Origin of the sequence: Corynebacterium sp. USCH3 (assembly GCF_037619475.1) — a bacterium.
Lineage (GTDB): Bacteria > Actinomycetota > Actinomycetes > Mycobacteriales > Mycobacteriaceae > Corynebacterium.
On sequence record NZ_JAQPZT010000003.1, the window covers coordinates 197,530 to 222,688 of the forward strand.

The 25,159-nt window shown below is 69.9% G+C and carries 23 protein-coding genes; 17 read left to right on the plus strand and 6 right to left on the minus strand.

Annotation, left to right across the window (positions count from 1 at the left end):
* The first annotated feature begins 98 nt into the window (after positions 1-98).
* The 4 genes from rplQ to mgtE all read left to right on the plus strand — a co-directional run bounded on the left by rplQ (position 99) and on the right by mgtE (position 4,186).
* Positions 99-635: a 50S ribosomal protein L17 gene (rplQ, locus tag PQI66_RS07135; protein ID WP_339997072.1), complete on the plus strand. Its 537-nt coding sequence runs from the start codon at positions 99-101 to the stop codon at positions 633-635.
* Positions 636-734: 99 nt separating this feature from the next.
* Entirely contained in the window at positions 735-1,550 is an 816-nt protein-coding gene (locus PQI66_RS07140; RefSeq protein WP_339997073.1) for a hypothetical protein, read from the plus strand.
* On the plus strand, positions 1,547-2,434 hold the full coding sequence (gene truA, locus PQI66_RS07145; protein WP_339997074.1) for a tRNA pseudouridine(38-40) synthase TruA: 888 nt from the start codon (positions 1,547-1,549) through the stop codon (positions 2,432-2,434). Before PQI66_RS07140 ends, truA begins: the two co-directional genes overlap by 4 nt.
* A 345-nt stretch (positions 2,435-2,779) precedes the next feature.
* Positions 2,780-4,186, plus strand: a complete 1,407-nt coding sequence (gene mgtE / locus PQI66_RS07150) for a magnesium transporter (RefSeq protein WP_339997077.1) — start codon at positions 2,780-2,782, stop codon at positions 4,184-4,186.
* On the opposite strand, the gene PQI66_RS07155 is transcribed toward mgtE, so the two are convergent.
* Together PQI66_RS07155 and PQI66_RS07160 are read right to left on the minus strand one after the other, a co-directional pair.
* Positions 4,155-5,147 (minus strand): arsenic resistance protein, encoded by a 993-nt coding sequence (locus tag PQI66_RS07155; RefSeq protein ID WP_339997078.1) that lies wholly within the window; start codon positions 5,145-5,147, stop codon positions 4,155-4,157. The two genes, mgtE and PQI66_RS07155, sit on opposite strands and share 32 nt — an antisense overlap.
* Before the next feature lie 35 nt (positions 5,148-5,182).
* On the minus strand, positions 5,183-5,998 hold the full coding sequence (locus PQI66_RS07160; RefSeq protein ID WP_339997079.1) for a hypothetical protein: 816 nt from the start codon (positions 5,996-5,998) through the stop codon (positions 5,183-5,185).
* Positions 5,999-6,145: 147 nt separating this feature from the next.
* Between PQI66_RS07160 and eccB the strand changes: the two genes are divergently transcribed.
* Entirely contained in the window at positions 6,146-7,360 is a 1,215-nt protein-coding gene (eccB, locus tag PQI66_RS07165; RefSeq protein WP_339997080.1) for a type VII secretion protein EccB, read from the plus strand.
* Between the two features lie 117 nt (positions 7,361-7,477).
* Here the strand turns inward: eccB and PQI66_RS07170 are convergent, their stop codons facing one another.
* Together PQI66_RS07170 and PQI66_RS07175 are read right to left on the minus strand one after the other, a co-directional pair.
* The gene (locus tag PQI66_RS07170) at positions 7,478-8,593 is read right to left on the minus strand and encodes a S8 family serine peptidase (RefSeq protein WP_339997081.1); all 1,116 of its coding nucleotides are present in this window, start codon (positions 8,591-8,593) and stop codon (positions 7,478-7,480) included.
* Positions 8,590-9,831: a hypothetical protein gene (locus PQI66_RS07175; protein WP_339997082.1), complete on the minus strand. Its 1,242-nt coding sequence runs from the start codon at positions 9,829-9,831 to the stop codon at positions 8,590-8,592. The genes PQI66_RS07170 and PQI66_RS07175 overlap by 4 nt, the downstream gene beginning before the upstream one ends.
* 164 nt (positions 9,832-9,995) lie before the next feature.
* On the opposite strand from PQI66_RS07175, the gene PQI66_RS07180 reads away from it, so the two are divergent.
* Together PQI66_RS07180 and PQI66_RS07185 are read left to right on the plus strand one after the other, a co-directional pair.
* Positions 9,996-13,316: an FtsK/SpoIIIE domain-containing protein gene (locus PQI66_RS07180; RefSeq protein WP_339997083.1), complete on the plus strand. Its 3,321-nt coding sequence runs from the start codon at positions 9,996-9,998 to the stop codon at positions 13,314-13,316.
* Between the two features lie 2 nt (positions 13,317-13,318).
* A complete protein-coding gene (locus tag PQI66_RS07185) occupies positions 13,319-14,551 on the plus strand; it encodes a type VII secretion-associated protein (RefSeq protein WP_339997084.1) in 1,233 nt (410 codons plus the stop codon).
* On the opposite strand, the gene PQI66_RS07190 is transcribed toward PQI66_RS07185, so the two are convergent.
* Positions 14,511-15,767 (minus strand): alpha-hydroxy acid oxidase, encoded by a 1,257-nt coding sequence (locus PQI66_RS07190; protein WP_339997086.1) that lies wholly within the window; start codon positions 15,765-15,767, stop codon positions 14,511-14,513. The two genes, PQI66_RS07185 and PQI66_RS07190, sit on opposite strands and share 41 nt — an antisense overlap.
* Positions 15,768-15,919: 152 nt before the next feature.
* Here PQI66_RS07190 and PQI66_RS07195 point away from each other — a divergent pair, with 152 nt between their 5' ends.
* The 9 genes from PQI66_RS07195 to PQI66_RS07235 all read left to right on the plus strand — a co-directional run bounded on the left by PQI66_RS07195 (position 15,920) and on the right by PQI66_RS07235 (position 22,229).
* Positions 15,920-16,642: a FadR/GntR family transcriptional regulator gene (locus PQI66_RS07195; protein WP_339997088.1), complete on the plus strand. Its 723-nt coding sequence runs from the start codon at positions 15,920-15,922 to the stop codon at positions 16,640-16,642.
* Between the two features lie 124 nt (positions 16,643-16,766).
* Positions 16,767-17,051 (plus strand): WXG100 family type VII secretion target, encoded by a 285-nt coding sequence (locus PQI66_RS07200; RefSeq protein ID WP_339997090.1) that lies wholly within the window; start codon positions 16,767-16,769, stop codon positions 17,049-17,051.
* Between the two features lie 33 nt (positions 17,052-17,084).
* Positions 17,085-17,366, plus strand: coding sequence for a WXG100 family type VII secretion target (locus tag PQI66_RS07205; protein WP_339997092.1), 282 nt, complete (start codon positions 17,085-17,087; stop codon positions 17,364-17,366).
* Positions 17,367-17,667: 301 nt separating this feature from the next.
* The gene (rplM, locus tag PQI66_RS07210; RefSeq protein ID WP_339997093.1) at positions 17,668-18,111 is read left to right on the plus strand and encodes a 50S ribosomal protein L13; all 444 of its coding nucleotides are present in this window, start codon (positions 17,668-17,670) and stop codon (positions 18,109-18,111) included.
* Positions 18,108-18,656: a 30S ribosomal protein S9 gene (gene rpsI / locus PQI66_RS07215; protein ID WP_420099755.1), complete on the plus strand. Its 549-nt coding sequence runs from the start codon at positions 18,108-18,110 to the stop codon at positions 18,654-18,656. The genes rplM and rpsI overlap by 4 nt, the downstream gene beginning before the upstream one ends.
* A 130-nt stretch (positions 18,657-18,786) precedes the next feature.
* Positions 18,787-20,133 (plus strand): phosphoglucosamine mutase, encoded by a 1,347-nt coding sequence (gene glmM / locus PQI66_RS07220; RefSeq protein WP_339997095.1) that lies wholly within the window; start codon positions 18,787-18,789, stop codon positions 20,131-20,133.
* 133 nt (positions 20,134-20,266) lie between these two features.
* The gene (locus PQI66_RS07225) at positions 20,267-20,584 is read left to right on the plus strand and encodes a hypothetical protein (RefSeq protein ID WP_339997098.1); all 318 of its coding nucleotides are present in this window, start codon (positions 20,267-20,269) and stop codon (positions 20,582-20,584) included.
* Positions 20,581-22,008 carry a hypothetical protein gene (locus tag PQI66_RS07230; protein WP_339997100.1) on the plus strand — a complete coding sequence of 476 codons (1,428 nt, stop codon included), beginning with the start codon at positions 20,581-20,583 and terminating at the stop codon, positions 22,006-22,008. The genes PQI66_RS07225 and PQI66_RS07230 overlap by 4 nt, the downstream gene beginning before the upstream one ends.
* Complete coding sequence (locus PQI66_RS07235; protein ID WP_339997102.1) at positions 22,005-22,229, plus strand: hypothetical protein; 225 nt, start codon at positions 22,005-22,007, stop codon at positions 22,227-22,229. Before PQI66_RS07230 ends, PQI66_RS07235 begins: the two co-directional genes overlap by 4 nt.
* Positions 22,230-22,257: 28 nt before the next feature.
* Here the strand turns inward: PQI66_RS07235 and PQI66_RS07240 are convergent, their stop codons facing one another.
* Positions 22,258-23,154 carry an alpha/beta hydrolase gene (locus PQI66_RS07240; RefSeq protein ID WP_339997104.1) on the minus strand — a complete coding sequence of 299 codons (897 nt, stop codon included), beginning with the start codon at positions 23,152-23,154 and terminating at the stop codon, positions 22,258-22,260.
* A gap of 122 nt (positions 23,155-23,276) precedes the next feature.
* Between PQI66_RS07240 and glmS the strand changes: the two genes are divergently transcribed.
* Positions 23,277-25,151 (plus strand): glutamine--fructose-6-phosphate transaminase (isomerizing), encoded by a 1,875-nt coding sequence (gene glmS / locus PQI66_RS07245; RefSeq protein ID WP_339997106.1) that lies wholly within the window; start codon positions 23,277-23,279, stop codon positions 25,149-25,151.
* Positions 25,152-25,159 lie beyond the last annotated feature (8 nt).

A 25,159-nucleotide genomic window follows, 5' to 3' on the forward strand; every position in this document is an offset into this window, starting at 1 on the left:
CGTAGGGAACCGCCGTCGGCTGTGCTGAGTGGGACACCGGTGGTTCACCGACATCGCGCTTGACTCAGTCTGACTAAAGAAACACACGAGGAGAAGTTATGCCTACCCCGAAGAAGGGTGCCCGCCTCGGCGGATCTGCTTCCCACCAGAAGAAGATCCTCGCCAACCTGGCAGCTCAGCTCATCGAGCACGGCGCCATCAAGACCACGGACGCGAAGGCCAAGCTGCTGCGCCCGTACGTCGAGAAGATCATCACCAAGGCGAAGAAGGGTACCGTCGCCGACCGCCGTAACGTGCTGAAGCTCATCACGGACAAGGAGGTCGTCGCCTACCTGTTCAACGAGCTCGCGCCGAAGTTCGAGGGCCGTCCGGGTGGTTACACCCGGATCATCAAGCTCGAGAACCGCAAGGGCGACAACGCCCCGATGAGCCAGATCTCGCTGGTTCTCGAGGAGCTCGCCTCCGCCGAGGCCACCCGCGCGACCCGCGCCGCCGCCTCCAAGGCCGCCGACGAGGCTGCCGAGGACGAGGCCCCGGTCGTCGAGGCCGACGAGGCCACCGACGCCGCTGCCGCCGACGAGGCTGCAGAGGTCGAGGCCGATGAGGCTGCCGAGGAGTCCGCCGAGGAGAAGTAGTCCCCGGCGGCCGTCGCCACGGCACCTGGTCACGCCCGTTCCCACCGTCCACGGTGGGGACGGGCGTTTTCCTGTCCGGACTTGGTAGAGTCATGCCCTGTGTTGACCTACCGACTCGCCGGCGTGCTGCTGTTCCTCAGCGGTCTCCTCACCGGCTTCGGGCACATCGTCGCACTGATGAGCTGGCGCGGGCTGTACTCCTTCACCGACAACCGCATCAGTGACGTCACCGTCACCGAGTGCCTGATCCTCCGCGACAGCCTGGGCACGAGGTACGTGTGCAACCCGGCCTACCTCGTGACGAACGCCGCCTACACGACCGCGGCGTTCGTCATCGTGGTCGCCGGCGGCGTCATGTGGCTGGCGGCCGGACGCGAGGGACACCGGTCGGTGCGGGTCCCTGCGGTCCTGGTCGCCGGCGCCGGTGCCGTGTCGATGCTGGCGGGGTTGTTCCCCTACAACGTCTCCCCGGCGATCCACGACCTCTCGATGCTGGTCTACGCGATCCTGATGTGGTCGTTCATGGCGTTCCTGACCGGAGTCGGTACCGCGCGCACCGCCGGGGGCCGCGACCCGCATCCGCTGATCTACGGGGCCTACCTGCTGATCACCCGGTTCATGCTCGTCGCCTCGGTGGTGGGCCTGCTCGCCCTGCTGCTGCTGGGCCCCAGGGGGCTGCCGGGGGCCTACGAGAGACTCGCGTTCGACACACTGACGGTGTGGCTGATGATCATCGGCGTGTGCATGTACTCCCTCGGTGGTGCGGCCGACCAGGAGCGGCGACGGGTGGCCGACATGGAGGCGGCCCGGACACCGGAGTCTGTCCCACCGCGGTACCCCGGTTTCGCCGGGGCCCGGGCGTCGGGATGGGGACGTCGTCGTCAGGCCGGCGACGGACAGGAGAGTAACGGATGACAGACACGGGCACAGACACGGTGCGCGTGCGGTTGGACGTCGCGTACGACGGGACCGACTTCCACGGGTGGGCGCGGCAGAAGGGCCCGCAGGCGGGGCTGCGCACGGTGGCGGGCGTACTTGAGGACGCCCTGTCGCTGGTCGTCCGGGAACCGGTGGAACTGGTGGTCGCCGGACGGACCGACGCCGGGGTCCACGCCGACGGGCAGGTGGCCCACGTCGACCTGCCGGTGACCGCGTTCCGGCAACGTTCGCTGGACCGTCCGGAGTCGTTGGTACGTCGGTTGTCCCGGATGCTCCCCGACGACATCCGACTGCACGGCGCGCGCGCTGCGCCGGACGGTTTCGACGCGCGGTTCTCGGCGCTGTCACGCCGATACACCTACCGTGTGACCACGGCCCCGGCCGGCCCGCTTCCCGTCCGGGCCCGGGACACCGCGACATGGCGGCGGGCGGTCGACCTCGACGCGGTGCAGGCGGCCTCCGACGTCCTCGTGGGACTCCACGATTTCGCCGCCTTCTGCCGCTACCGGCCCAATGCGACGACCGTCCGGGACCTCCAGGAGTTCCGTTGGCGGGACATCTCGTCGTCGGCCGAGCCCGCCACCTACGAGGCGACGGTGGTCGCCGACGCATTCTGCTGGTCGATGGTGCGCTCCCTCGTCGGCGCCGTCCTGACCGTGGGGGAGGGCAGACGGGACGCGGGCTTCACCGGCGGTCTACTGGACGAACGGTCCCGGAGTTCGGCGGTACCGGTCGCCCCGGCATGCGGGTTGAACCTCGTGGACGTGCGCTACCCGCCGGACGCCGACCTCGCCGCACGGACCCTGGTCACCCGCGACCGGCGCAGCCCCGTCAACGGTGGTGGCGGCGCGTCGGAGTGACCCGGGGCGGCCCCGGTTCGCCCCCGTGCGGTCTCCTCCCACCGTCATGAACGACCCCCCGCTTTGAGCGGCAGCAGCATGTGTGGCACGGTGGTCGCGGAGACAGACATCGGACACATCGGACGACGACCCGGCAGGACCGGCAGGAAAGGCAGGTGAGGGACAGTGTCCAGTGACAGTTGCCCTGACAGCAGCCCTGACAGACCTTGCAGCGCGTCCGTCCCCTGCAGAACGGCTGGTCGAGTCCTGACCTGAGCCGTGTGCATCCGCGGGCGCGTCACCCCGCCCGTATCCGCCAGTACCTGAACTGACGCGGACGCACACGAGAAAGCGGTAGGACCCGGCATGAACGCCCCGCAGACCTCCGAACAGATCACCGACGCCATTGAGTTCGTCGGCCCCGTCGAGCAACTCGTGGAGTCCAAGAACTTCACCGGTATCGTCGAGACGCTGGCACCCTTGTCCAACGAACAGATCACAGCGCTGCTGGAGCGGCTGTCCATCGACGAGCGGGCGATCGTGTACCGCCTGTTGCCGAAGGACAACGCGATCGACGTCTTCGAGCAGTTCGACCCCGTCCTGCAGCGCGACCTGATCCAGGGCCTGCGCGACGCCGAGGTCGCCACGATCTTCAGCGACCTGGACCCGGACGACCGCGTGTGGCTGCTCGATGAACTGCCCGCCGCTCTGGCACCCCGTCTGCTCCACGGCCTGTCGGTCAGGGACCGGCACCTCACCTCCGAGGTGCTCGGGTACCCCCGGGGTTCGGTCGGCCGACGGATGACACCGGAATACGTCTCCACCCGCGCCGATGCAACGGTGGGCGAGGCGCTGCAGCGTGTCTACGCCCAGCTCGACGACGCCGAGACGGTCTACACCCTGCCCGTCCTCGACGACAGTCGACGGCTCGTCGGCGTCGTCAGCCTGCGCGACCTGCTGCGGTACAGCGCCGGAACAGGCGGAACAGCCGGTGCCACCGGTGCCGCCGACGTTCCGGTGTCGGAGATCATGCAGGACGTCAGCGCGATGACGGCCTACGAGACCGCGGAGGCGGCAGCCCGCCGCTGTGCGGAACTCGGATTCCTCGCGCTGCCGATCGTCGACCGGGAAGGACGCCTGGTCGGGGTGCTCACCATCGACGACGCCGCCCGCATCCTCGAGCACGAGGAGTCCGAGGACGCCGCCCGTCAGGGTGGTGTGGAGCCGCTGCGGCGCCCGTACCTCGCTACACCGGTGCGGTCACTGGTCGGGTCCCGCATCGTCTGGCTGCTGGTCCTCGCGGTGGGAGCCACGCTGACCGTCCAGGTGCTCTCGGTGTTCGAGGCCACCCTGGAACAGGTGACGGTGCTGGCCCTGTTCATGCCCTTGATGATCGGCACCGGCGGCAACACCGGCAACCAGGCGGCGACGACCGTGACCCGCGCACTGGCGCTCGGCGACGTCCGTCCCCGCGACGTCTGGAAGGTCATGCTCCGTGAGCTGGGTGTCGGGGTGTCCCTGGGGGCTCTGCTCGGCCTGCTCGGTGGAGTGATCACCGGGGTGGTGTTCGACCCGTCGGTCGGCGCCATCATCGGGCTGACCCTCCTGGCGGTGTGCACGATGGCGGCGACGGTCGGCGGGATCATGCCCATGCTCGCCCGGGCGGTACGTGCTGACCCCGCCGTCTTCTCCAACCCCTTCATCAGCACCTTCGTCGACGCCGCCGGGCTCATCGTCTACTTCATGATCGCCCGGGCGGTTCTGCACCTCTGAGCGGTACCAGCAGCGGTACCAGGCGCACGAGCACCACCATCACCACCAGTTCCACCAGCGTCTGGGTGACCACCACCAGCGGAGCCAGGTCGTACCCGGCCGGCAGAGCGAGGACGAGCGGCAGGACCACCAGGGAGTTGCGGGTCACCCCGGTGAACACCAGGGCCCGTCGGGCGGCGGGGCCGGTCCCCCAGAGGCGTCCCGCGGTCCACCCCACGGCCCACCCGGCGGCCGTCATCGCCAGGGCGAACAGGACGTACACCGGCACCACCCGCACCAGCGACGACCACTGCCGGTTCACCTCCGCGATCTGGGCCGCCACCACCACCGCGAGAGTGAGCATCATCAGCGGCACCATCGCCGCACCCACCGTGCCCCGGACCCGGTCGCCGGCCGGGGACGGTACGAGCTGGGTCAGCCCGGCGGCACACAACGGCAGCAGGATCAGGACCACGAACGCCTCGACGAAGGGAGCAGGGTCGATGTCGGCCACCACCCCGGTGCCCAGGAAGGCCCACAGGAAGACCGGGAGCAGCGCCATCTGCACCAGCATCAGCAGCGGGGCGGTGGCGAGCAACCGGTCGGCGGCGCCACCGGCCAACCCGGTGAACACGATGACGTAGTCGATGCACGGGGCAAGCAGGACGAACAGTGCACCGACGAGCAACACCTCGTCGGAGGCCACCGGCCGGGTCACCAGCCACGCCACCGCCGGTGCCACCACGAAGTTCACCACCGCCACGGTCACCAGGAACCGCCCGTCCCGCAGTGTCGCCCACACGCGGCGCAGGGGGATCCCGAGGAAGGTGGCGTACAGCAGCAGCGCCAGCACCGGGTTCACGGCCGAGGACGCCCCGTCGGAGACCCCGGGGAACAGCAGCCCGACGGCACCGCCGACCAGGAGCGCCGCGAGGTACAGGGGAATCTGCCGACGCTCCATCACCGACACGAGGTTGTCCATGGCCGTCAGCGTACGTCAGGGTACGCAGCCACCGGTCATGACCGCAGCGGCAGGGGAGTGAACCCCACGGTGACCCCACCGGTGGACACCGTGCCTGCGGTGAAGTCGACGGTGAGGTCGACGCTGAGCCCGGCAGCCAGGTCAGCGTCGGCACCGGTGTCGACCATGACACGGCACCGCTGCGGGTGCCACGCGTCCTCCCACTCCGTGGGCGAACCGACGAGCACGACGTCGTCGCCGAGCACCCTGCCCGACGGCGGAATCGTCCGTGACACCGTGGCCGCCGACCTCCCCCGCAGCAACGTCGTGGTCCCCGGGGGCAGGTGCAGCACGACCGGCACGCCGTAGACGTCCGTCCCGATCATCCAGCCCGGCAACGCCGTGACCTGCAGCGGCCCCGACGCGTCCTCCGCCGGCGTCCGGACACGCGCCCCGAGGGGCAGCCCGTCGAGTCGCGACGCGAGCAGACCACACCCCGCAGCCGCCCACCGCATGCGGTCAGCCACGGGTGCCGGGACACCGACGAGACTGTGCGCGGTCATCCGCAGCAGGGCCGCCACACCGGCGTAGGACCGTTCCACCGTGGACGTCGCCCGGGGAGCAGGGGCAACGGCGGTGACCAGGGAGTCCGGCCCGGTGCCGATCCGCAGGCCGTCGGCCAGGCGTTGTCGCGTGGCCGCGTCGAACACGACGGGCTCCGCCACGTCACCGCCCCGACTGTCCCGGTCGTCCCAGAGCCGAGGGTGCGGCACATGCACCCGGAACCACACGATCGGCTGTTCACGGACTCCTCCGTGGACCTGACGGTGATACCGCCGGACCGCTGACGTCACCGACGCAAGCACGGACATACGTCTACCCTCCCCGTTTTCCTGTTCCCCGACCCTGTCCCCGACAGTCACCCCTGCCCGACCCCGTATCGGCGGGGTCCGGCGCGGTGACGTATCATCCGCAAGCATAGGCACACCGTGCCGGGGGAAACAACAGGGGGATCCATCATGAGGACCACAGGTCTGCAGGTGTCGGGCTACGCTTTTCTGCTGCGACGGGCCGAACTGGCGCTCGTCACCGGTGACGCACGGATGGCACAGGACCCGCTGCGCACGCAGCGCCGTGCGGTCGGGGTCGGCGTCCTGCTGACGCTGCTGGTCACCGGAGGAATGCTGCTGGTGGCGATGCTGCGGCCGCAGCCGTCCATCGACGACGCCGGGTTGGTGGCCGACGAGGCCGGCACGCTGCACGTGCGGGTGGGGGAGGTGTTCCACCCGGTGACCAACGTCGCGTCGGGACGGCTGCTGCTCGGCGCCGCCGACGACGTCACGACCTCGACCTCGGAGCAGCTGGGCAGGTACGGCACCGGACCTGCGCTGGGGATCCCGGACGCGCCGGGTCTGGTGCCCGCGCCCGTGTCGGCCTGGGCGCGGTGTGAACACGGTGTCGTCGCGGCCTCGTCGCTGCCGGACGCCGGGGCGGTGGTGCTGGAGGCATCGTCGGGGATGTGGCTGGCCGTCGACGGTCGACGACTCCTGTTGCCCGAGGGGCCGGTGCTGGCCCGGGCACTGGGCGCGACGCCCGTGCCGGTCGCCGAGGACGTCCTGACCGTCCTGGAACGTGGGCCGGACGTGGCACTGACGTCGCTGCGACACACCGTGCGCGCCGGTGACCGGGTGTTTCTCACCGGGGAGGATGGTGTCGCCGAGGTCACCGGGGCCCGACGGGCCGTCGCGGAGGCGCTGACACCGGCCCCCGGCGCGGAGGGTCTGCCTGACCTGCTGTCCCGTCCTGACGTCTCCGGTACTGCTGCGCTGACGCACGTCCCCGCCGACCTCGACCTCGCGGACGGTACGCGGATGGGGGAGGTGTGCATCGGCGACCATGTGGTGGCCGCCGGCGCGCTGGAGTCCGACGGCGTGACGGTGCCGGTGCCCGGGGCGCACTTCGGAGGACCGCGGGGAACGTCGACAGTGATCACGGAACGTGGTTTTCTCCTGGTCAGTGAGTCCGGGGTGCGCTACTCGGTGACCACCGCCGATGACCTGCGTGTGCTGGGGCTACCCGCCGACGGCCCCGGGGCCGACGGGGATGAGGGTCCTGTCTCCGCGTCAGTGCCCTACCGGGTGGTGGCGGGGCTGCCGGACGGCGGCGTGTTGTCGGAGGAGCGTGCCAGCAGGACACTGGTCGGTGGTGCCGTGCCGCCTGCCCCCGGTGTCTGATCCCGCCCGTCCCCACCCCACCGGAATTCTTCTAGCCCTGGGCACGCTCCGGCGCCCGTACCGTACCTCCGGCAAGAACTTTTCGGCGTCGCCGCCGGGGCCCGGGCACTGTCGAGGTCAGCGGTGTGCGCGCACGACGACACCTGTCAGCACCGCCACCGCCACGGCGACCGCCAGGAGGAGCGGGACGCGGAGGTCCCGGGACACGTCGACGGCCCGGACCACCGGCACCTCCGTCGGGACCGCGTAGCCGACCCGGTCCGCGGCGGCGTGACGCTCGTGCTCCGGGGCGCCTCCGAGATCCAGCGCGGCACCCACGGCGGCGACCGGTGACACCACCGGCACGACGCCGGGTTCGGCGGTGGACACGAGCAGCGCCCTGACCTGGGCTGCGGTCAGTTCCGGACGGACCTGCCACACCAGTGCCGCGGCACCGGCGACCACCGGCGCGGCGAAGCTCGTCCCGGAGAACGGGGAGGGGTCACCGACGATCGTCCTGACCTGTGGTTGCCCGTCCGGCCCGGGTGTGTCGAGTGGGGCGGAGACCGGGCCGCCGGGCGCGTAGAGGTCCACCCAGTCGCCGGGGACGGAGTAGTCGGCGGGTCGTCGACCGGCGTCGAGGTCGGTACCGTGACGCGGGTCGACCCCACCCACCGTCAGGACACCGGGCAGTGCCGCAGGGTAGGGCGTCTGACCGTCCTGGCACTGCCCCGAGTTGCCGGCGGCGGCGACGAGCAGCAGGCCGGCGTCTTCGGCGGCGGCGACGGAGGCCCGGAGTTCGGCGGTGTCGTCGCAGGCGATGACGGAGATGTTCATGATCCGTACCCCGTGTCCGTCGGCACCGGACCGGGCCCGGTCGATCGCTGAGACCAGGTCGGCGACGGTGGTGTCGCGGTCCCCGTCACCCTGCCGCACCGAGACGATCCGGCTGGCGGGCGCGACGGAGCGGAGCGTACCGGCGACCGCTGTGCCGTGCAGCTGGCAGCGGTCCCCGTCACCGGGGCGGTCGGTGACCACACCGGGTGCGGACGCGCCGGTGTCGACGACGGCGACCCCGACCCCGTGGCCGGTGGACAGGTCGTGGGGGAGAGGCAGGTCGACGGGGAGGGGATCACCGAAAGCGGGCTGGTCGCAGCGTGGCTGGGAGACCACCGCCGGCACCGGCACGGCGGCGGACAGGAGGCAGGTGAGCACGGCGGCCCCGCAGACCTGTCTCGGCCGGTTCCCCGTCATCCGATTCCCCGGACGACGTCGAACACCCCGGTCGTGCTGATCAACAGCGGTACGCAGGCGGTGAAGGCCAGCGTCTCGAGAATGTCGAGGACGCGCCCGGCCAGCGGGGAGGTCACCCGTACGGCGGGGAGGGCCACAGGGACCAACGCCAACAGTGTCCACGGGGTGGGCAGGTGGAGCGCGACCCAGAGCAGCAGGAGCGTGGCGGTCAGCGTCACGGCGACCGCGTGGACCGGACGCGTCCCACGGGCGGACAGGCCCACGGCCGCGACAGCGAGCAGCGCGGCCTCCGTCCAGCCCAGTGGCCACCCCGGTGCCGCGGGGTGTCCGGGGGGAAGGAGTTGGACGGCCCCGGCGAGGATGACGATGCAGCAGGTCACCACGATGGCAGGGTGCAGGCGCAGGGCGCGGGCGGCCTCCGTCCCGCCGGACGGGGAGCGACGGGTGGACGTGTCGTCCACCGCCGCGGCGAAGAGGCCGGTCGCGGGGATGCGGGGCAGGGTCACCCCGGACAGTCCCACGGCGAGTTGGCCGGAGAACGTCAACGCGACGACGGCGAGCAACGTGGTCAGCCCCGGGGCGACGTTGACTGCCGCGGCGAGCGCGAGTCCCGCGGTCACCGTGCGCTCGGTGCCGGGGCGCCACACCGCGAGGGCGGAGAAGACACAGGCGGTCAGGATGTTGACCTGCAGCCCGAGCCCGAACCCCAGGACGGCGGCGACACTGACGTAGCGCCGGTCGGCCAGTGACCCGGCGGCGGCGGTGAGTGTGGCGAGCAGCAGGACACAGACGGCGGGCAGGCTGCCGGTCAGGTCGGAGCCGTCCAGCAGGTCCCGTGCGGTGTCGCTGATGTCCAGGGGGTGCCAGCGTACGGGGTCGTCGGACCGCCACGCCGGCGCCCAGAATGCCGCACAGACCACGGCGGCGACCAGGGCGGCGACCCACGTCGCGGGTGAGTCGGAGACCGTGACGCTGAGGTGTCCGACATCGTCGACCGGCGGGGGCGGAAGGCTGTCCTTGTCCAGGGTGAGACGCTCGCCCGGGCGGACCGACGCCTCGGCGAGGGAGTGCTCGGGCCGCAGTACCCCGAGCGGGCCTGACAACCGCCAGACCTCGCCGGGTGAGGCATCGACGAGGTGGGGGATCAACTCCGCGACTGGCACGGTGTCGGCGACCGTCGCCTCGACGGTGCGGGTGTCGTCGCTGTCCGGACGGACGGTGATGCTCACGGCGATCATGCTGGGTGTGTCCCCCTGTGCGTTGTGTCCTGCATCCCGCGACCGGTCGCGTCCCCCTGACGCGTCCCCGACGGTCGTGGTCGGATGCTTCGAGAGTGTACAGTCTGTGGGCGACAGCTGTCGCGCAGGGGGCGGGGCAGGGGGACGCGAGGGGAATTTCGCAGATGAAGTCACAGGCTCCACCGACACTGCCGAAGAACAAACAGCCGTTCGTCCGGATCGTGATGCCGGTGGTCATGGTCGTCGCCGTGGTCGGCATGGTCGCGGCGATGGTGCTGTCGGGGATGGGGCGCTCGCCGATGGCGTTCATCTTCCCGTTGATGATGCTCGGTAGTCTGGCGATGATGATCAGCCCGGGCGGCCAGGACGTCGACGAGATCCGCCGGGGGTTCCACCGGCACCTGGACGCCCTCTCGGACTCCCTGCACCGGACACGCCGGGAGCAGTGGGAGCGCACGGCGGTGGCACGGCCCCACCCGCAGGCGTTGTGGACCCATGTCGGCGCGGCGTCGGGGACGTCCTCCGGGGCCTCCGCAGGGGCCTCGGACGGGGACCACGGTGGCGGAGTGCAGGCTGATCCCGGTGTGGTGAGGATCGGTACCGCGGTGCAGGCCCCGGATGACCCGTTGGAGGTCCCGGTGGACGCCCCGCCGGAGGACCTCGAACCGGTCTGCGCCACGACCCTGCGCAACCTGGCGGGCCGGTACGCCACGATCGAGGCACCGGTGGCGGTGGATCTGCGGGAGTTCGACTGCGTCGTCGTCACCGGCACAGGGGCAGGCGGGCTGGTCAGGGCGATGCAGGGGCAGGCGGTGACGCAGGCTTCGCCGACGGTGCGTGTCTCCGGCCCGCACGACCGGTGGCTGCCGGACGGCGGGTCGCTGCACCTGCGTTTCGTCCATCTCGGACCTGACGCTGAGAGGACTGGGGGGGCTGAGGGGACTGAGGGGACTCTGCCGGTCCCGGTGTCGGACGTCGTGACGGTGGTCGCGGATCCGGGGTCGGTGGCACCGTCGTGGCATGATCTTGCCGCGGCGGGGGGACTGCTGATCCATGCCGAGGACGGGGCCCTCTCCGCCTGGACGGTGGACGGGTGGCGTCCGTTCGCCACCGCGGACGAGTTGAGCGACGTGGAACTCGCCGCCCTGTGCCGCTCGCGGGCGGTGGGCAGTTCGGCACGGTCGGTGCTGGACGTCTCCGGCGGCGGGTTGCGTGCGGCGGTCGGGTTCTCCCCGGCGCCGGTGTACCTGGACATCAGGGAGTCCGCGCAGGGCGGTATCGGGCCGCACGGGCTGTGTATCGGGGCGACAGGCAGCGGGAAGTCAGAGCTGCTGCGGGCGGTCGTGACCAGCTTCGCCCACCAGCATCCGCCGGAGGAACTGAACTTCGTGCTGATCGACTTCAAGGGCGGGGCGGCGTTCGCCGGGATGGAGAGGCTGCCGCACACCTCGGCGGTGATCACCAACCTGTCGGACGAGGCGGTCCTGGTCGACCGGATGCAGGACTCGCTGCTGGGTGAACTGCACCGTCGTCAGGAGCGCCTCCACGCGGCGGGCCTGGCCACAGCCGCGGAGTACAACCGCAGGTACCCGGGGACGATGCCGGCGTTGTTCGTGATCGTCGACGAGTTCTCCGAGCTCCTGCACGCCCGTCCGGAGTTCGCGGAGGTCTTCGCCGCCATCGGGCGCCTGGGACGGAGCCTGCAGATCCACCTGCTGCTGGCCAGCCAGCGGCTGGAGGAGGGCAGGTTGCGGGGGCTGGAGTCACACCTGTCGTACCGGATCGCGTTGCGGACGTTCTCGGCGTCGGAGTCACGTCAGCTCATCGGCTCGACTGCGGCGTACGAGCTGCCGTCCACGCCGGGGGCGGCGATCCTGAGCTCCACGGGGCAGGTGCGCTTCCAGGCGGCGTACGTCTCGGGCCCGGAGGCTCCGCTGGACGCGAGAGTGGTGCGTGAGCTGGGGGTGGAGCCGGAGGCGGCGGGGACCACGATGGAGCTGGTGATCGACCGGCTGGCGGGGCCGAACCGGAACCCGATCTGGCTGGATCCCTTGCCGGAGCTGCTGCCCGCCAGCGCGGTGATGGGTGCCACGGCCGTACCGGCTCTGACGGTGCCCCTGGGTCTGGAGGACCTCCCGTTCGACGGGATCCAACGCCCGTGTGTGGTCGATCTGCGTCGCCGGCACTGGGCGGTGGTGGGGCAGCCGGGAACGGGAAAGACGACGGCGGTCCGCTCGCTGGTCCTCGGGCTGGCGTTGAGCTCGCCGGGGGTGGGGATCTACGTGGTGGATCCGGGGGGATCACTGCGCGATCTTGACCGGTTACCGCAGGTGGCGGCGGTGGTGGGTGTCGATCTTCTGCCGCGGATGCTCGACGAACTCGAGCAGGACGATCCGGTGGGTGCCGACACCTCGCGGCACCGGGTCCTTGTCGTCGACGGACTCGATGCCGTGGGGGAGGAGGACCGGCGTCTGGCCGCCCTCGTCGCCGGTGGCATGGAACGCGGCGTGCACGTGGTGGTGACGTCCCTGCGGTGGACCTTCCGGCCCGGCCTGCGTGACCTGCTCACCGGTGCGGTCGAGTTGCGGCTCACCCCGTCGGAATCGATGTTCCGGGACGCCCAGCGCACCTTGCCCGACCACCCGGGGAGGGGCGTCTCGCCGGACGGCAAACATCTGCAGGTGGCCTACTCGGACGCGCAGGACGTCGAGCATGTCCGGAAAGTGAGCGTGGACCGTGGTGAGCGCCCCCGGGTGATGAAGGTCCTGCCTGAGCTGGTGCGCGTCGGCGAGCTCGAACGTCCGGGGGGACGTGGCGTCGCAGTCGGGGTCGGCGGTCCGAGACTGGCGACGGTGTGCTGGGACATGGCGTCCTTCCCGCATCTGACTGTCGTGGGGCAGTCGCGTGCCGGTGCGACGACGGCACTGCGCACCGTCGCCGAGGCGGCCGGTGGACGCGGAGGCACCGAGGTCCTGGCCACGGATGTCCGACGCGGTCTGTTGACCGCACCCGGTTACCGTCCGGCCGCCGGGTTCCTCACCGTGCTGACCCGGTGGGTGGAGGAACTGAGTGCCCGTATCCCCGGCGAGGATCTGGAGCTGACTCCGGAGAGTCTGCGTGACCGGGCCTGGTGGACGGGTACCGAGCGGGTGATCGTCGTGGACGATATCGACCAGTCGGCGGAGCTGGCCTCCGCGGTGGACCTGCTGGTCCCCCTGCTGCCGCATGCGGCGGACATCGGGCTGCACCTGGTGACGTCCCGACGCAGCGCGATGCTGGGCCGCAACGCCTACACCGCGCTGATGCAGGGCACCCGGGATCTCACGGCGTGGGTGCTTCTCTCGGCGCCGAGGGAGGACGGTCCGGTCGCCGGGCAGGTGCTGTCACTGCGCCCACCGGGGCGCGGGGCCCTGGTCCAGGGGACGACCGAGGAGATTCAGGTGGCCGTCGCCGACGACGCCGTGGCTGCGGAGGTGAGGGGATGAGCGTGGGCGCACCGAACGGGATGGTCGCCGGGGCGGTCGGACTCACCGAGTCAGGCATCCTGGTCAACGGACTGTGTGTCACAGACCTGCTGAGCGGCTATGAACTGCGCTGCGACCCCGCCGACCCCGCCGACCCCGCCCCGCCGGACGACGGTCCGGTGTTCTGCGGTTCACAGGTGCCGCTGCATCGGCTGGAGGCCGTCCGTGAGCTCGTCGAGGACGTTCTCGGGGAGCGTGCCGGGGACCCTGAGCTGACCAGTGCGAATCCGGTGGTGCCGCGCACGGTGTTTCCCTGGGGAATCGGTCTGTCGACCGCGGACATCCTCGTCGCCGGGCCGGACAAGGACGCCACTGCCGCGTACCTGCGCATCATGGGGCTGCGGGCGAGGACGGTGGATGTGGTCCAGGCCCTCCGGCTGGCCGGCGATCTCGCCGCAGCGAGGGCAGACGTCGCCCAACCCGCCGGTCCGGATCCTGAATACGGTGACCCCGGCGATGTTCTTGATGTTTCGGACGTTCCCGACAGTTCCGATGTTCTCGACGGTCTCGATGACGCAGCTTCCGGTCGTCCGGCCCCGCGCCGGGTGAAGGCGAAGGCCTTTGCCGCGGTGGCGGTGGCGGCGGCGGTGCTGGTGGTGGGCGCCGTGGTGGTGCGGTCAACACAGCCGGGGGCGCCCGTGACACCCGTGCACGCCGGGGCGACGGGCGCAGGGACGGAGTCAGAAACCGGCCCGGCGGTGGAGCCGGACGATGCGCCGGACAGACCGGGACCGGACCCTGCCGCCGGTGACTGGCGTGAACTGCAGGCGGGGAACAACGGTCCGGGTGACGGTACGGAGCCGGTCTCCGGTGTGGTCACGGTGGAGGTTCCGGGATGGCGGATGACCGACAGCACCCCGGACCGGGAGATCTGGACGTCCGGGGACGAGGGGATGCGGGTCCTCGTCGCTGCACGCCCGACCCCGGTGGGCACCCAGGGTGAGCTGGATGCGGCGATGCTCGGCGCACTCGACGGGCTCGACGGTAACGGGGAGATCGTGGTGACCAGTCGCTCTCCGGTGGACTACGAGGAGTATTTCCCGGATTCGACGACGTCGTGGCGCGTCCGGCTCATCGACGGACACCAGGTGTCCGTCGGGTGCCAGTACCGGGAGGTCTCCGCGGACCGTCGGGACGTCTGCGAACGGTTCACCGCTACTGCCCGAGTGGCCGCAGCGACCGGTCGACCCGGGTGAACCGGGTCAGCTGGGTGACGTGTTCGGGGCCGAGCTCGTCGAGGCTGGTGACCTGCAGCAGCTTCATGGTGCGTTCAATCTGTGAGCGCAGGATGGCGATCGTGCGGTCCACGCCTTCCCGCCCGCCGGCCATGAGCCCGTAGAGGTAGGCACGGCCGATGAGGGTGAAGTCCGCACCCAGGGCGATCGCGGCGACGATGTCGGCACCGTTCATGATGCCGGTGTCGATGATGATCTCCATGTCGTCGCCGACGGCCCGTCGGACCTCGGGGAGGAGGTGGAAGGGGACGGGTGCGCGGTCGAGCTGGCGGCCGCCGTGGTTGGACAGGGCCAGCGAGTCGACACCGAGGTCGGCGAGGGTCCGTGCGTCCTCGACATTCTGCACGCCCTTGACCGAGATCTTCCCGGGCCACATCTCGCGGATGACCTCGAGATCCTTGTAGTTGATGGTGGGGTCCATCGCGGAGTCGAGCAGTTCACCGACCGTGCCGTCGGTGGAGGACAGGGAGGCGAACTCCAGCGGCGGGGTGGTCAGGAAGTCGTACCACCACCAGGGGCGGGGGATGGCGTCCAGGATGGTTTTCGCGGTGAGCTGCGGGGGGATGGAGAAACCGTGGCGGGTGTCGCGCATACGGTTGCCGGCGACGGGGGCGTCGACGGTGAAGAACAGGGTGTCGAACCCTGCCTTGGCGGCGCGTTCCACGAGCCCGTAGGAGATGTCCCGGTCCTTCATGACGTAGAGCTGGAACCAGTTGCGTCCGGTCGGGTTGGCGGCCTTGACGTCCTCGATGGAGGTGGTACCGAGGGTGGAGAGGCTGAACGGGATTCCGGCTGCCGCGGCGGCACCGGCACCGGCGGTCTCACCTTCGGTCTGCATCAGGCGGGTGAACCCGGTGGGGGCGATGCCGAAGGGCAGCGCGGAGGTGCCGCCGTGGATGGTGGCGGTGGTGTCGATCTGCGAGGCGTCCTTGAGGATCGAGGGGTGGAACTCGATGTCCTCGAAGGCCTGACGGGCACGGGTGATGGAGATCTCGTCTTCGGCGGCGCCGTCGGTGTAGTCGAAGGCGGAGGCCGGGGTGCGACGTTTGGCGATGGTGCGCAGGTCGTAGATGGTGAGTGCGGAGTCCAGGCGTCGTTTCTTCGCGTTGAACTCCGGTTTCTTGAACTGCATGAGTTCGAGGATCTCGGATGGCCGGGGGAACTGGCGGGTGACCATGGTGGGTTCCTTAGGGATGTGGAGGTGGGAGGGGACGGGATGGGGGTCAACGGTGTTATGTGGTCAGACCACAGCGTAGGCGAGGTCAAGTTTCGCGGTCAAGACATTTCATCCGTCGCGGAGACGCTGCGGCGGCGTGGTAGAAAAAGACCATGAGTGACGAACCCACCTGGACACCGGTCCCACGGACCCGGACCCACCAGATGGTTGTCGAGGCCATCGAGAACCAGATTCTCTCCGGCGCGCTCCATGTCGGCGACCTCCTCCCGGCGGAGCGGACGCTGTCGGACCAGCTGCAGGTCAGCAGGGCCGCCGTCCGTGAGGCCATCAGGGTGCTGGAGGGGCAGGGTGTACTGGAATCCAATGTCGGATCCGGGCACAGGGCCGGGACATTCATCGCCGCGATGCCGTCGGTCGCGCTCACGCGGTTCCTGAGACTGCACGTCGCCCTGTCGAACTTCGGGCTGGAGGAGGTGGTGCAGACCCGGACGATTCTTGAGGTCGAGAGCGCCCGGCTCGCCGCAGCCGAGCAGGACGGCGACGCGGCGGCCGGTATGCGGGACGCGCTGGCCGACATGAGCCGCCGGGGGGTCACGCGCGACGAGTTCAACGACGCCGACACCCGCTTCCACATCGCCCTGGCGCACGGGTCCGGGAACCGGTTGTTCGCCGACATGACGCAGGCGATACGGGAATCACTGAAACTGCCGATCCTCCGGGGGCTGCGTGGGCACGACGACTGGGAGTCGGTGGCGGACGTCCTCCGTGGGCAGCATGCGGCGATCCTCGCGGCGGTCGAGGACGGCGACGCCGACCGCGCCGCAGCGGCGACCGCCGAACACATCTCCACGGCCTACCGCGCGTTGCTGGGCTGACTGCGGCAGGCGGCCGGTGTGGTCGGGGAACCTTTCACGGTGCCGGCGAGTCTCTCTACTGTGACGCCCCCGGGCAACGGTCCGGGGTCGACCATGCGTAGCTAACGATGAAGGGGAGGGACCCATGAGTTTCAGAACGACGACCGAGGTCATGCAGGCCACGGCAGGGAAAGTGGATACGGTCAACGACCAGGTGCAGGCTGAGCTGACCCGGCTGCAGGGCACCGTCGACGGAGTGGCGGGGGCGTGGAAGGGGGACGCACAGGTCGCCTTCGCCAATCTGATGGTCCGCTGGAACGAGTCGGCGCGGGAGCTGCGCCAGGCACTCGACGGTATCTCGGAGAACATCCGCGGCAACGCGCGCGCCTTCCAGCAGGTCGAGGACGACAACATCGCGGCCTTCCGCTGACCACCACCCGTACACCACTGAAGGAGTGACATCGTGATCCAGTACGACTTCGGCATGATCGCCCAGGCGTCCGCCGACATCCACGCCACCAACCGCAACATCAACGGTATGCTCGACCAGCTCAAGGGCGACATCGCCCCGATGGTGGCGGAATGGGAGGGGGAGAGTGCCACGGCCTACCAGGTGGCGCAGAAACGGTGGGACGCTGCCGCCGAGGAGCTCAACCAGGTGCTGCAGACCATTGCCCGTGCGGTGGACAACGCCAACTCCCGCATGAGTCAGATCAACACCAGCGCCGCGAACAGCTGGGCCTGACGACTGAGTCGCCCGGACCGGGCCTTGCCGCCGCCGTCCCCCCGGGGGAGGGCGGCGGTTCTTCGTTGCGTCGACACGGGGACGGCCACGGGAACGACCACGGGAACGACCACGGGAACGACTTGGCCCGACGGGTGTACGTCCGGTAACCTCCATCAGGTTGCGATCATCCATGTCCGTGTCACGGCACACAGGTGGTCGGCCCGCAGGTCCCCACCGGCCGCTGCGGGCACCTCACCCGGGTTCGTCCGGGGTGCGGGGTCTCCCGGCTGGCAGTTCCATGAAGACCAAGGAGTCATACATGACTACTTTCCACCCGAAGAGCGGTGACCTGACCCGTAAGTGGTACGTCATCGACGCCAATGACGTGGTCCTGGGTCGTCTCGCCACCCACGCAGCCGACCTGCTGCGCGGCAAGGGCAAGCCGATCTACGCCCCCAACGTCGACTGTGGTGACAACGTCATCATCATCAACGCGGACAAGGTTCACATCTCGTCCAACAAGCGGGACCGCGAGTTCCGTTACCGCCACTCCGGTTACCCGGGCGGCCTCAAGACGATGTCCCTGGGCCGCTCCATGGAGCTGCACCCGGAGCGCGTCGTCGCCGACGCCATCATCGGCATGATGCCGCACAACCGGCTCAACCGTGAGTCCGCCAAGAAGCTCCGCGTCTTCGCCGGCTCCGAGCACCCCTTTGCGGCTCAGAAGCCCGAGTCCTACGAGATCAAGAAGGTGGAACAGTGACCGACAACGAGAACTACGAGGCCGAGTCCGTGGACGAAGAGGTCTTCGCCGCCACCGACGCCGTGAACGAAGAGTTCGTGGCCAGCATCGGTGACTCCATCGCCGAGGTGTCCGAGCCGGCCGAGGGTGACGACTTCGTCGCCGCCCCCTCCGTCTTCGACGGCCCGATCCAGACCGTCGGTCGCCGCAAGGAAGCCGTCGTCCGTATCCGCATGGTGCAGGGCTCCGGCCAGTTCACCTGCAACGGCCGCACCCTGGAGGAGTACTTCCCCAACAAGCTGCACCAGCAGCTGATCAAGGCTCCGCTCGTCCTGCTCGAGCGCGAGAACCAGTTCGACTTCCAGGTCAACCTCAAGGGCGGTGGCCCCTCCGGCCAGGCCGGCGCGATGCGTCTCGCCATCTCCCGCGCCCTGAACAAGTACAACCCGCAGGAGCGTTCCGAGCTGAAGAAGGCCGGCTTCCTGACCCGCGACGCCCGCGCCGTGGAGCGCAAGAAGGCCGGTCTGCACAAGGCCCGTCGCGCACCGCAGTACTCGAAGCGCTGATTCCAGCAGTCTTCGCGCAGCCGCGTGCTGCTTCCGGCAACGCCGTCCTGTTCCGCACCGAGTGCGGGGCGGGGCGGCGTTGCCTGTCGTTTGGGGGAGTTGGGGGGACGACGGTCTAGACTGGCACCCCATGAGCAGACTTTTCGGTACGGACGGGGTTCGGGGACTCGCCAACAGGTCACTGACGGCACCACTGGCACTGCGTCTCGGGGCGGCGGCGGCGCGCGTGCTGACGACGACGGGGCAGGGGTCGCAGCGCCGGCCGACGGCGGTCATCGGGCGTGATCCCCGGGTTTCCGGAGAGATGCTGGCAGGCGCCCTGTCCGCCGGGATGGCGTCGCAGGGGGTGGACGTGCTCAACGTCGGTGTCCTGCCGACCCCGGCCGTCGCCTTCCTCACCGACGACTACGGTGCCGACATGGGGGTGATGATCTCCGCCTCGCACAACCCGATGCCGGACAACGGCATCAAGTTCTTCGCCGCGGGGGGTCGTAAGCTCGACGATGCCGTGGAGGACGAGATCGAGTCGGCGATGCTCGAGCTGGAGGAGGAGGGGCCCACCGGTGCCGCGATCGGGCGGGTGATCGAGGAGTCCGGGGACGCCCTCGAGCGGTACCTTTTCCACCTCCAGGATGCCGCCCCGCGCCCCCTGGACGGCATCCGTGTGGTCGTGGACTGCGCCAACGGGGCGGCGAGCCTCGCGGCCCCGATGGCCTATGAGGCGGCCGGTGCGGAGGTGGTGGCGATCCACAACACGCCGAACTCCTTCAACATCAACGACAACTGCGGTTCGACGCATATCGGGGTGATCCAGCAGGCCGTCCTCGACCACCAGGCGGACATCGGGCTCTCCCACGACGGCGACGCCGACCGGTGCCTGGCGGTCGACTCCGAGGGCAACGTCATCGACGGTGACCAGATCATGGCGATTCTCGCGGTGGACATGAAGGAGTCCGGGGAGCTGCGAAAGAACACGCTCGTGGCCACGGTGATGTCGAACCTCGGACTCACGCTGGCGATGAAGGACCACGGGATCACCCTGCGCCGCACCAAGGTCGGCGACCGGTACGTCCTGGCCGACCTCATGGCCAACGACTTCTCGTTGGGCGGCGAGCAGTCCGGGCATATCGTGATCCCCTCGCACGCCACGACCGGCGACGGGACGCTCACCGGGCTGCGCCTGATGGCACGCATGGCGGCGACGGGGGAGTCGTTGCGCGGGTTGGCGGGTGTGATGACCGTGCTGCCGCAGACCCTGGTCAACGTCCCGGTGGAGGAGAAGGAGCGGATCCACACCTCGCAGGTCGTGCGTGAGGCCATCGTCGAGGCGGAGGCGGAGCTGGGGGACACCGGCCGGGTGCTGCTGCGCCCCAGCGGAACCGAGCAGGTCTACCGGGTGATGGTCGAGGCGCCGACGTCGGCGGAGGCCAAGCGTGTCGCCGGGCGGCTCGCGGCCGTCGTCGTCGCCGAAGGCTGAGCTCCACCGGCGGACAGGGGAACCTTTCCACCCTCCGCGGAGTCTCTCTTGTCACGGGACCGTGAATGGTCCGAGGGCATGTGGCGGCGGGTGGATGCACCGCGTCGTCACCGGAGACGTGGAGGGGGTGCCTGTGGCACCGGATATCGGCAGACTCGGGGTGGACGTCGCTGCGACGCAGTCGGCGTTGTCGGAGGCGATCGCCACCGTGAGGGCACGGCGGGAACAGATCGTGGCGGACACCCCGCGACGGACGGCGGCGAGTTACGGTCAGGGGCTCGGAGACCGGGCTGCGCGGCTGGTCGACCTGCGGCGACAGGCGCATGAGGTCCGTCTGGCACACATCGACCGCCTGCAGCGGGGCCTGGGCGTCGCGGCGGGCACGGTGGCGGCGGTGTCGGCCACCGAGCAGGAGTCGCGGCGGGCCTTCCGCGCAGGGGAGGGGGCGTGATGCCGGTACAGGTCGACCAGGCACGGCTCATGGCGTCGGTGGGCAAGCTCGACCAGACGGGCAGCATGGTGACGAAAGCGGCGCCCGCAGCGGTGCCGTGGGTCGTCACGGGGCTGACCACGCTCATCGAGTACGTCTCCGGAATGACCATCGGTGGCGGTGGCGGTGACAAAGACGACGACGCCGGCGACGGCGACGGGAAGGGTGACCGCAGGGGCGGCGGAGGAAAAGGAGTGGTCGGCGAGGTCTTCTCGACGCTGAGGGACTACGCCGTCGGCATCAGCGGGGGGTTGCTGGCGAACAAACTCGGTGAGGGCAGCGACGAGCATGAGGACCACGAGGAGAGCGTGGACAGTGCCGACGAGTCGCTACAGGCCTGTGACCGTGTCCTGGAGTCCATCCAGTCGCTGTGCGCAGACGAGGTCGAGTCCTGTGTGGACGGTGCCGTGGAGACTGCCCTGGGGCTCTACACGTCCGCCAAGACCCTGGAACCCACTGACCCGGTGACGGCGAAGACCCTGCTGCAGATGGCGGCGGAACTGCTCTGTTCCACCGCTGACGGGGTGGAGAGCCTGGTGGCCGGCCGCAACACAAAGATGGGTGAGTGTATGGACCTGACCATCGAGGAATGCCGTCCGGCGGCGGACGAGGGGCAGTGCCGTACCCCGCTGGCGTCAGACCCGGCCCCGGTCGCCGGCGCCTCCGAGTGCGATGTCGCGCCTGTCCCGCAGGAGGTGACCGCGGAGTCGTGCGTCACCACCGGTGTCACCCAGTCCTCCGGCGAGTCGGGGGCGGTGGTCCCGGCGGTCGCTGCCGCGACGGCGACAGCGTCGGCGGGTGTCGGGCTGCCGCCGATGCCTGCACCGTGTCCGCCGTCGGTGCAGCTGCCCGATGTCGCCGGTGAGGTCAGTGGATGGGTCCGGGGAGCAGTTGAGGGAGCCGTCAACGTCGTCGTGGAGAACGCGGGCTCGCTGATCGACATCGACCTGAACCTGTGTCCCCCGGGAACCCCGGACGTTCCGGATGCGGAGATCGCCGTCGACTGCGAAGAACCGGAGCCCGAGCCCTGCGAGCCAGAACCCGAGCCGTGCGAGCCTGAGCCGCAACCGGAACCCGAGCCGTGCGACGCGCCCGAAGAGCCTCCGTCGACCGTCGATCCGGAGAAGGGGTTCGACAAGAGCGGCTATGTGCCTGGCGCCGTGGAGGCGGGAGAGTCCGCGCCTGCGGAGCCACCGGCGTCGGCGGGTACGACGTCCGCACCGCAGGTCGAGACCGCTGCGGTGGGGGAGGCCACGGAGGCAGGTACAGGAACTCCGGAAGAAACAGATGTCGGACGCACCTATGACGGATGGGCCCCGGACGTGTGGACCACGGGTGAGAAGTCTGCGGAAGCGCCGTCGGTCGAGAGGAGCGGGCAGTGGTGAACACCAGGAGTCCGATAGAGGCGGCACTGGACAACTATGTCGAGATCGTTGCTGCCGCGTCCGAGAAGTTCCGGCGTCAGATGGACGAGGCGACACGGCTGCTGGAGGACGTCCGACCGGGTGAGTCCCCGGAGCGGGGAGACGAGACCGCCGCTGCAGGTACCGCCAGGGCCGTGCCGCCGGGCCCTGTGGCACGCCGCCGCCCGGGGATCTTCGACTGACCCGGGAACGTGCGGCGGGGAACCGGGGTCAGGCGCGCAGAGCCTGGTTCACCGCGTCGAGCGGATCAGCGAACTCCGGCAGATTCTCGAAGAGTTCCCCGCGGCTCTCGACCTCGGAGTTCTTGATCTTCGCCTCGGGGTCGCGGAAGCCCGCGTAGTGCTTGTCGTCCTCGGCGAGGATGAAGCCGGTGGCCAGCGCGCGGATGAGGTCCTGGGCGGCGAACTCGAAACCACTGTTCGTCGTCATGAACTTGCGGATCAGCTTCTCGTGGAAGCCGGTGGCCGAGGCCTTGCTGATCCGCCGGAACACCGCCTGACCGCCCCACAGCGCGGCGACCCGCTCGGGCTCCCCGGCCTCGATACCGAGTGACCTGCCCGGGGCGAGGATCAGACCGGGCGCACGCACGTGCCGGGCGGCACGGTAGCAGCTCGGCGAGGTGTCCGACGGGTGGACGGCGATGACACCGGCGACCGTCGGACGGTCCCGGTAGTGTTTGCGGGCCGGCTCGGCCGGGGCACGGCCGGTCGCCGCCAGGATCGCGGCACCGGCGCCCATCCCGTGCCCGGCGAAGAACAGTTTGTTCGGGTCGACGGTGATGTTGCCCACACCCAGGCGGACCCCGGACAGGATCTGCAGGCAGGACTCCAGGTCCGAGGCGAAACCGCGGTGGTTCGGCAACAGGCCACGCTCGGTGTCGGGGGCCGCCACGGCGATGCCCCAGCTGGCCAGATGACGCAGCGTGGCATGGTAGCCGTCGACGCCGACACGCCAGTCATGGCCGAAGGCCACACCGGCGATCGCCTTGCCCTCGGCAGGCGTGTAGATACGGCCGGGAATGCCGGCGAAGTCGAGTTCGCCGACCAGGACCCTGTGCGGGCCCCGCTTCTCCAACCGGGGGACCAGGTTCTTCACGTTGTCTGCCACGACTCTCAGCCTAGTGGATGGACGCCCGCCGCGGGGCGGGGGCCGGCAGGTCGAGGTGCCGCAGGGGTGGCAGACGGGATGCGCTTCACGGGTCGGGAGGTCGACCAGTATTGTTGTCCGGTATGTGTGGCATCGTTGGATACATCGGAAGCGCCCGGAGCTCCGCCAAGGCACTTGACATCGGCCTGGAGGCCCTGGCCCGGATGGAGTACCGGGGGTACGACTCCGCCGGCATCGCCGTCATCTCGGACGGCGACATCGAGGTCGAGAAGAAGGCCGGCAAGCTGGCGAACCTGCAGCAGCGCATCGCGGAGACCGGGCGCGACAGGTTCGCGGGCAAGGCCTGCATCGGCCATACCCGCTGGGCCACGCACGGACGTCCCAACGACGTCAACGCGCACCCGCACGTCTCCTTCGACGGCAAGGCCGTCATCGTCCACAACGGCATCATCGAGAACTTCGCCCCGCTGCGCGCCGAGATCGAGGCCGCCGGCGTCGAGCTGACCAGTGAGACCGATTCCGAGGTCGCCGCCCACCTGCTCGCCCTGGCGTACACCGCCGGGCCCACGGCCGGTGACCTCGAGGCGTCCGCCCTGTCGGTGCTGCGTCGTCTGGAGGGCGCGTTCACCGTCCTGTTCGCCCACGCCGACGAGCCGGGCAAGATCGTCGCAGGCCGCCGTTCCACCCCGTTGATCGTCGGTGTCGGCGAGGACGGCATGTTCCTCGGCTCGGATGTCGCCGGATTCATCGCCCACACCCGTGAGGCGGTCGAGCTCGACGAGAACAACGCCGTCGTCATCACCGAGGACGACTACCGCGTCATGGACTTCGACGGGACCCCCACCGAGGGACGTCCGTTCACCATCGACTGGGACCTCGCCGCCGCCGAGAAGGGCGGGTTCGACTCCTTCATGATGAAGGAGATCTTCGAGCAGCCGGCCGCGGTCCGGGACACCCTGGCAGGGCACTTCGTCGACGGCCGTGTCGTCCTCGACGAACAGCGTCTGTCGGACGACGATCTCCGTCAGGTCGAGAAGGTCTTCGTCGTGGCCTGCGGTTCGGCCTACCACTCCGGCCTGCTGGCGAAGTACGCCATCGAGCACTGGGTGCGGCTGCCCGTGGAGATCGAGGTCGCCAGCGAATTCCGGTACCGCGATCCCGTCCTCGACCGGCAGACCCTGGTCGTGGCCGTGTCGCAGTCCGGTGAGACGGCCGACACCCTCGAGGCGGTCCGACACGCCAAGAAGCAGGGCGCCCGGGTGCTGGCGGTGTGCAACACCAACGGGTCGCAGATCCCGCGCGAGGCGGACGCGGTGCTGTACACCCACGCCGGGCCCGAGATCGGTGTCGCCTCCACCAAGGCGTTCCTGGCACAGGTCGCGGCGAACTACATCGTCGGCCTGGCCCTGGCGCAGGCGCGGGGGACGAAGTTCTCCGACGAGATCGAGGCGACCTACCAGCAGCTCGAGGAGATCCCGGGCAAGATCGAGAAGGTCCTGGAGCTCAAGGACACGGTCCTCGACCTCGCCGCCGAGCTGGGGCCGATTCCGACGATGCTGTTCCTGGGACGCCACGTCGGCTTCCCTGTCGCCCTCGAGGGCGCCCTGAAGCTCAAGGAGCTGGCGTACATCCACGCCGAGGGGTTCCCCGCGGGCGAGCTCAAGCATGGCCCCATCGCGTTGATCGAGGACGACCTGCCGGTGGTCGTGGTCGTGCCGTCGCCGCAGGGCCGCGAGATCCTGCACTCCAAGATCGTGACGAACATCCAGGAGATCCGCGCCCGTGGCGCCCGGACCATCGTCATCGCCGAGGAGGGCGATGAGGCGGTCCGCCCGTTCGCCAACGACCTGCTCGAGATTCCGCAGTGTCCGACGCTGCTCCAGCCGCTGCTGTCGACGGTGCCGCTCCAGTTCCTGTCCGCGGAGATCGCACGGCAGTGCGGCAACACCGACATCGACAAGCCGCGCAACCTCGCCAAGTCCGTGACGGTGGAGTAGGACCGGGA